The organism is Peterkaempfera griseoplana (genome assembly GCF_001418575.1).
In the GTDB taxonomy this organism is placed as follows: domain Bacteria; phylum Actinomycetota; class Actinomycetes; order Streptomycetales; family Streptomycetaceae; genus Peterkaempfera; species Peterkaempfera griseoplana.
Genome location: NZ_LIQR01000022.1, coordinates 1 through 6,892, shown reverse-complemented (window position 1 = coordinate 6,892; position 6,892 = coordinate 1). Strand labels below are relative to the sequence as shown.

Annotated in this window: 5 protein-coding genes; all 5 read left to right on the top strand. The window is 74.7% G+C overall.

The features are described 5' to 3' along the window. The coding region (locus AOK09_RS01885) for a TrmH family RNA methyltransferase (protein WP_055585317.1) at positions 1–812 on the top strand (812 nt) is incomplete at its 5' end. Positions 813–868: 56 nt separating this feature from the next. Next, positions 869–2,020 (top strand): sensor histidine kinase, encoded by a 1,152-nt coding sequence (locus AOK09_RS01880; protein WP_055585316.1) that lies wholly within the window; start codon positions 869–871, stop codon positions 2,018–2,020. Between the two features lie 331 nt (positions 2,021–2,351). After that, positions 2,352–3,473 carry a phenylalanine--tRNA ligase subunit alpha gene (gene pheS / locus AOK09_RS01875; RefSeq protein WP_055585315.1) on the top strand — a complete coding sequence of 374 codons (1,122 nt, stop codon included), beginning with the start codon at positions 2,352–2,354 and terminating at the stop codon, positions 3,471–3,473. Next, positions 3,473–6,001 carry a phenylalanine--tRNA ligase subunit beta gene (gene pheT, locus AOK09_RS01870; protein WP_055585314.1) on the top strand — a complete coding sequence of 843 codons (2,529 nt, stop codon included), beginning with the start codon at positions 3,473–3,475 and terminating at the stop codon, positions 5,999–6,001. The genes pheS and pheT overlap by 1 nt, the downstream gene beginning before the upstream one ends. Positions 6,002–6,418: 417 nt before the next feature. Then, a partial coding sequence (locus AOK09_RS01865; RefSeq protein WP_157875764.1) for a glycoside hydrolase family 10 protein occupies positions 6,419–6,892 on the top strand: 474 nt, incomplete at its 3' end.

Sequence of the window (6,892 nt, the reverse complement as noted above, 5' to 3'; positions counted from 1 at the left end):
CCGCCGCCCGCCGACTCGCCCGCCGCCCGCAGCGCGCCAGGGAACGCCGCTTCATCGCCGAGGGCCCCCAGGCGGTACGGGAGGCGGTCGCCCACGGCCTGCTCCCCGGCGGCGAGCACGCGGTGGTGGAGGTGTACACCACCCCGGAGGCAGCCGAGCGCCACGCCGACATCGTGGCCGCGGCCCGCGGCGGCGGGGTCCCGGTCCTGACCGCCACCCCCGAGGTGATCGCCGAGGTCTGCCAGACGGTGACCCCGCAGGGCATCGTCGGTGTCTGCCGCTTCGTCGACACCCCCTTCGACGCCGTGTTGGCCGCCCGGCCCCGGCTGGTGGCGGTCCTCGCCCACGTCCGCGACCCCGGCAACGCCGGCACGGTGCTGCGCACCGCGGACGCGGCCGGCGCCGACGCGGTGGTGCTCACCGACGCCTCGGTCGACCTCTACAACCCCAAGGCGGTACGGGCCTCGGTGGGCAGCCTCTTCCACCTCCCCGTCGCGGTGGGCGTGCCGGTGGCCGACGCGGTCGCCGGGCTGCGCGCGGCGGGCGTACGGGTGCTGGCCGCCGACGGCGCGGGCGACCGTGACCTGGACGCCGAGCTGGACGACGGCACCCTGCGTTCCCCCACCGCCTGGGTCTTCGGCAACGAGGCCTGGGGGCTCCCGGAGCAGACCAGGGCGCTCGCCGACGAGGTGGTGCGGGTGCCGATCCACGGACACGCCGAGAGCCTCAACCTGGCCACCGCCGCGGCGGTCTGCCTCTATGCCTCCGCCCGCGCCCAGCGGGTGGCGGGAGGGTGCCGCGCGGACGGGTAGAGACGCTACTGTGTGGCACCTCGAAGACAGGCCGGCCGGCACACGGGGGGAGCGGATTGTCCCAGCACACCGGTGAGGGGCCCGGTGAGGACGGCACCGGACCCGGGATCGACCCCGACGACCTGCCCGACGGGCTGGTGGTCGCCGACCAGTACGGGGACGTGATCTGCTTCAACACGGCCGCGACCCGGATCACCGGCATCCCGGCGGCCGACGCCCTGGGGCGCCCGTACACCGAGGTGCTGCCCCTGGAGGACCTGGACGGCCGCCGCTGGTGGCAGTGCACCGACCCCTACGGCGGTCTGGCCACCCGTACCCGCCAGCCCGAGCGCAATCTGCTGCTGCCCGGCGGCCGTGAGGTGCTGGTCTCCGCCCGCTATCTGCGCGCCGGGCGCTGCGGCCCGCTCCAGCGGCTGGTGGTCGCCCTGCGGGGCACCGAGGACCGGCGGCGTACCGAGCGCAGCCACGCCGAGCTGATCGCCACCGTGGCCCATGAACTGCGGTCCCCGCTGACCAGCGTCAAGGGTTTCACCGCCACCCTGCTCGGCAAGTGGGAGCGGTTCACCGACGACCAGAAGAAGCTGATGCTGGAGACCGTCGACGCCGACGCCGACCGGGTCACCCGGCTGATCGCGGAACTGCTGGACATCTCCCGCATCGACGCCGGCCGTCTGGAACTGCGCCGCCAGGTGGTGGACGTCGCCGCCGCCGTGCACCGCCACACCGACTCCATGGCCGCGGCCGGCATCGCCTCGGAGCGGTTCCGGATCCGGGTGCACCAGCCGCTGCCGCAGCTGTGGGCGGACCCGGACAAGGTCGACCAGGTGCTGTGGAACCTGCTGGAAAACGCGGTGCGGCACGGCGAGGGGACTGTCACCATCGAGGTGGAGCCCGCCAAGGAACTGGTCGAGGGCTCCGCGGAGCCCCGGCTTCCCGGGGCGCGCCGCACCGAGCCCGCTGGGCGCGTACTGGAAGGGACGGCCGTCACCGTGAGCGACGAGGGCCCCGGCATCCCCGAGGACGCCATCCCGCGGGTCTTCACCCGTTTCTGGCGGGGCAGCCGCCGCGGCGGCACCGGTCTGGGCCTCTACATCGTCAAGGGCATCGTCGAGGCCCACGGCGGCACCATCCGCGTCGACCAGGCGCCCGGCGGCGGCGCCCGGTTCCGATTTATCCTGCCCGCCGGAATCCCCGACTTCATGCTGTGAGCCGGGCCCGGCGGGCCACCCCACCGGACCGCCGCGGACCCCTGCGGGCCGCCGAGCGGCGCGGCCCCGCCAGCCCCCCGGGGCGGCCGCCGAGCCGCCGGGACGCCGGAGCAGCGCAGCCCGGCCGGCCGCGTACCCGCGGAGCCACGGGCACCGGGCCGGCCGTGCGGCGCCGCGGAGGCGGTCAAGGTGTCCAGGATCAGCGTGACCAGCCCTAGTAGACTCGCTGGATGGCGTCGAGCGACGTCAGGCGGATCACACCCCCTGGGAAGGGCCGGGCCACGCCCCCACCACCCGAGCACGGACGAGCAGGAGCACGGGAAAGATAGAGATGTCGGCACCCAACAAGTCGTACGACCCGGTCGAGGTCGAGGCCCTGAAACCCGAAGAGATCGAGCGGATGCGGGACGAGGCCCTGGCGGCCATCGCCGCCGCGGGAGACCTCGCCGCGCTGCAGGACGCCAAGGTCGCGCACATCGGCGACCGTTCTCCGCTGGCGCTGGCCAATCGGGAGATCGGCGCCCTGCCCCCGCACGCCAAGGCCGACGCCGGCAAGCGCGTCGGACAGGCCCGAGGCGCGGTCAACCAGGCGCTGGCCCGGCGCCGCGAGGAGCTGGAGGCGGAGCGTGACGCCCGCGTGCTGGTCGAGGAGGCGGTGGACGTCACCCTGCCGTACGACCGCGGCCCCCGCGGCGCCCGGCACCCGCTGACCACCCTCACGGAGCTGATCCAGGACACCTTCGTGGCCATGGGCTACGAGGTCGCCGAGGGCCCGGAGGTCGAGGCGGAGTGGCTGAACTTCGACGCCCTCAACCTGGGCCCGGACCACCCCGCCCGGTCCATGCAGGACACCTTCTTCATCGCCGCCCCGGACGGCTCGGAGGACAGCGGCGTGGTGCTGCGCACCCACACCTCCCCGGTGCAGGCCCGCACCATGCTCGACCGCGAGCCCCCCATCTATGTGATCTGCCCCGGCCGCACCTTCCGCACCGACGAGCTGGACGCCACCCACACCCCGGTGTTCGGCCAGGTCGAGGGTCTGGCGGTCGACGAGGGCATCACCTTCGCCGACCTCAAGGGCACCCTGGAGCACTTCGCCGCCACCATGTTCGGCGGCGGCCTGGAGATGCGCTGGCGTCCCTCCTACTTCCCCTTCACCGAGCCGTCCGCCGAGATCGACCTGCAGTGCTTCGTGTGCCGCGGGGAGAGCGTCGGCAACCCGGACCGCCCCTGCCGTACCTGCTCCTCCGAGGGCTGGATCGAGCTGGGCGGCTGCGGCGTGGTGAACCCGCGGGTGCTGATCGCCTGCGGCATCGACCCCGACCGGTACAGCGGCTTCGCCTTCGGCCTAGGGCTGGAGCGGATCCTGATGAACCGGCACAACGTCGAGGACATGCGAGACATCGTCGAGGGTGACGTGCGCTTCACCCTCCCCTTCGGGATGGAGATCTGATGCGGGTCCCGCTTTCGTGGCTGCGGGAGTACGTCGACCTGCCGGCCGGCGAGACCGGCCGCGACGTCGCCGCCAGGCTGGTGAACGCCGGCCTGGAGGTCGAGACCGTGGAGCAGGTCGGCGCCGAGCTGACCGGGCCACTGGTGGTCGGCCAGGTGCTGGCGATCGAGGAGCTGACCGGCTTCAAGAAGCCGATCCGCTACTGCCAGGTCGACGTCGGCAAGGCGAACGGCACCGGGGAGCCGCAGAACATCGTCTGCGGCGCCCGGAACTTCGCCGTCGGCGACAAGGTCGTGGTGGTCCTCCCCGGCGCCGTCCTGCCCGGCCCGTTCCCGATCGCCGCCCGGCAGACCTACGGCAAGGTCTCCGAGGGCATGATCTGCTCCGCCCGCGAGCTCGGCATGGGCGACGACCACGACGGCATCGTGGTGCTGCCGCCCGAGTACGAGCCGGGCACCGACGCCATCGAGCTGCTGCAGCTGGTCGACGAGGTGCTGGACATCGCCGTCACCCCCGACCGCGGCTACTGCCTCTCGGTGCGTGGTGTCGCCCGTGAGGCGGCCATCGCCTACGGACTGCCGCTGGCCGACCCGGCGCTGCTGGACGTGCCGCAGGCCGACTCCGACGGCTACCCGGTCAAGATCGCCGACGCCCGGGGCTGCGACCGCTTCGTGGCCCGCACGGTCAGCGGCATCGACCCCGCCGCCGCCTCCCCGATCTGGCTGCAGCGCCGGATTCAGAAGGCGGGGATGCGGTCGGTCTCGCTCACCGTCGACGTCACCAACTACGTGATGCTGGAGACCGGTCAGCCGCTGCACGCCTACGACCGGCACCGGCTCTCCGGTCCGATCCAGGTGCGGCGCGCCGAGGCGGGGGAGAAGCTGCGGACGCTGGACGGCGTCGAGCGCAAGCTCTCCACCGAGGACCTGCTGATCTGCGACGACTCCGGCCCGATCGGGCTGGCCGGCGTGATGGGCGGCGCCTCCACCGAGATCGCCGACCACGCCGTGGACGCGGGGTCCGGCCAGGTGCTCGGCACCACCGACGTGGTGGTCGAGGCCGCCCACTTCGACCCGGTGACGATCGCCCGTACCGCCCGCCGCCACAAGCTGCCCTCCGAGGCGTCCAAGCGGTTCGAGCGCGGCATCGACCCCGAGGCGGCCCCCGCCGCCGCGCAGCGGGTCGTCGACCTGCTGGTGCTGATCGCCGGCGGTACCGCCGACGCGGGCGTGACCGACGTCGCCGCGCCCCGGCCGGTCCGCACCATCACCATCCCCGCGGACCACCCCGACCGGGTCGCGGGCACCGTGTACGGCCGGGAGACCGTCACCCGGCGGCTCCAGGAGGTCGGCTGCACCGTCACCGGCGCCGACGTCCTCACCGTCACCCCGCCGAGCTGGCGCCCCGACCTCACCGACCCCAACGACCTGGCGGAGGAGGTCATCCGGCTGGAGGGCTACGACAACGTCCCCTCCCGGATGCCGCAGGCGCCTTCCGGCCGCGGTCTGACCGCGGCGCAGAAGCGGCTGCGCCGGGTCGGCCGGGCGCTCGCCGGGGCCGGCTATGTCGAGGTGCTGAACTACCCGTTCCTCGGCGAGGCCGCCTTCGACGCGCTCGGACTGCCCGCCGACGACGCCCGCCGCCGCACGGTGAAGCTGGTCAACCCGCTCAACCACGACGAGCCCGCCCTGCGCACCACCCTGCTGCCGGGCCTGCTCGCCGCGCTGCACCGCAACGTGGGCCGCGGCAACACCGATGTGGCGGTCTTCGAGACCGGCCTGGTGTTCCGCCCCAAGGCCGAGCTCTCGGTGCCGCCGCGGCTGCCCGTCGACCGGCGTCCCACCGTGGACGAGCTGGCCGCCCTGGACGCGGCGCTGCCCGACCAGCCGCGCCGGGTCGCGGTCGCCCTGGCCGGCCAGAGCGAGTCCGACGGGTGGTGGGGCAAGGGCCGCGCGGCGACCTGGGCCGACGCCGTCGAGGCCGGCCGTACGGTGGCGCGGGCCGCGGGTGTGGAGCTGATCGTCCGTCAGGACCAGCACGAGCCCTGGCACCCCGGCCGCTGCGCCGCGCTGCTGGTCGCCGGTGCCGACGGCACGGAGCGGCTGGTCGGCCACGCCGGGGAGCTGCACCCGCGGGTCGTCAAGGCGCTGCACCTGCCGGAGCGCACCTGCGCCATGGAGATCGACCTCGATCTGCTGTCCGCCGACGGCGAGCAGCGGGTGTCCGGGCCGAGGGTGTCCACCTACCCGGTGGCCACCCAGGACGTCGCCCTGGTGGTCGACGACGCCGTGCACGCGGCCGACGTCGAGGCCGCCCTGCGGTCCGGGGCCGGTCCGCTGCTGGAGTCGCTGCGCCTGTTCGACGTCTTCACCGGTGAGCAGCTCGGCGAGGGCCGCAAGTCCCTGGCGTACGCCCTGCGGTTCCGCGCCGCGGACCGTACGCTGACCGCCGAGGACGCCTCGGCGGCCCGTGACGCCGCGGTGGCCGAGGCGGTCGCGCGCACCGGCGCGGTGCTGCGCGGCGTCTGACCTGCGGCGGGTTCCCGGAACCGCCCCGCCCCGAGTTCTCGGGGCGGGGCGGTTCCGTCGTTCCGGCGGCCGGGTCTCCCCGGCGGTCGCCCGTGGCGCGGCAGGCTCTGGAGCGCCCCAGGCAGGCCGCGGCCGGCAACGAGAGCTGGGACCTCGGGGCGGACAGCATGACGGCGACGGCGCCCCCGACGCCGTGTGTCAGGGGCCGGACTCCCGCAACGGCTTCTACGGGCACGGTCTCGTCGACGCCTACCGGGCCGTCACCGGCTGACCGTCCCGGGCGGGGCCGACCGCGCAGGCACCGGCGCACGCCCCGGAGAGTGACACCGGGGCGTGCGCCCGTGTGGCGCATTGCTCCGGGCACCGCGGCGGCGCAGCATGCCCGGGGGCGGAGGGACCGCCCGGATCGGGGGAGCCATGCCAGCCCGTCCCGGCCGACGTGCCGCCGGACCCACCCGCCGAGGGCTGATCGCCGCCGGGGCGGCGGCGGCGACCGGGATGCTGCTCGGCGCCGCCCCGCCCGGCCCGGGCCGGCGGGCCGCCGTACCGCAGCTGCGCGGCCTGTGGGTCGCGAGCGTGAACAACGCCGACTGGCCGTCCAAGCCGGGGCTGAGCGCCGACGTCCAGCGCGACGAACTGTGCGGCATCCTCGACATGGCGGTGCGCAACCGGCTCAACGCGGTCTTTCTGCAGGTGCGGCCGAGCGCCGACACCTGCTGGCCGTCCACGGTGGAGCCCTGGTCCAAGTACCTGACGGGCACCCAGGGCCGTGACCCGGGCTGGGACCCGCTCGACACCGCCGTCACCGAGGCCCACCGCCGGGGGCTCCAGCTGCACGCCTGGATGAACCCGTACCGGATCAGCCTGGACGACCGCCTGCAGGCACTGGTG

Excerpts from the sequence above, each read along its gene's own strand:
- pheS (WP_055585315.1), top strand. The coding sequence starts at position 2,352 with ATGTCGGCACCCAACAAGTCGTACGACCCGGTCGAGGTCGAGGCCCTG.
- pheT (WP_055585314.1), top strand. The coding sequence starts at position 3,473 with ATGCGGGTCCCGCTTTCGTGGCTGCGGGAGTACGTCGACCTGCCGGCC.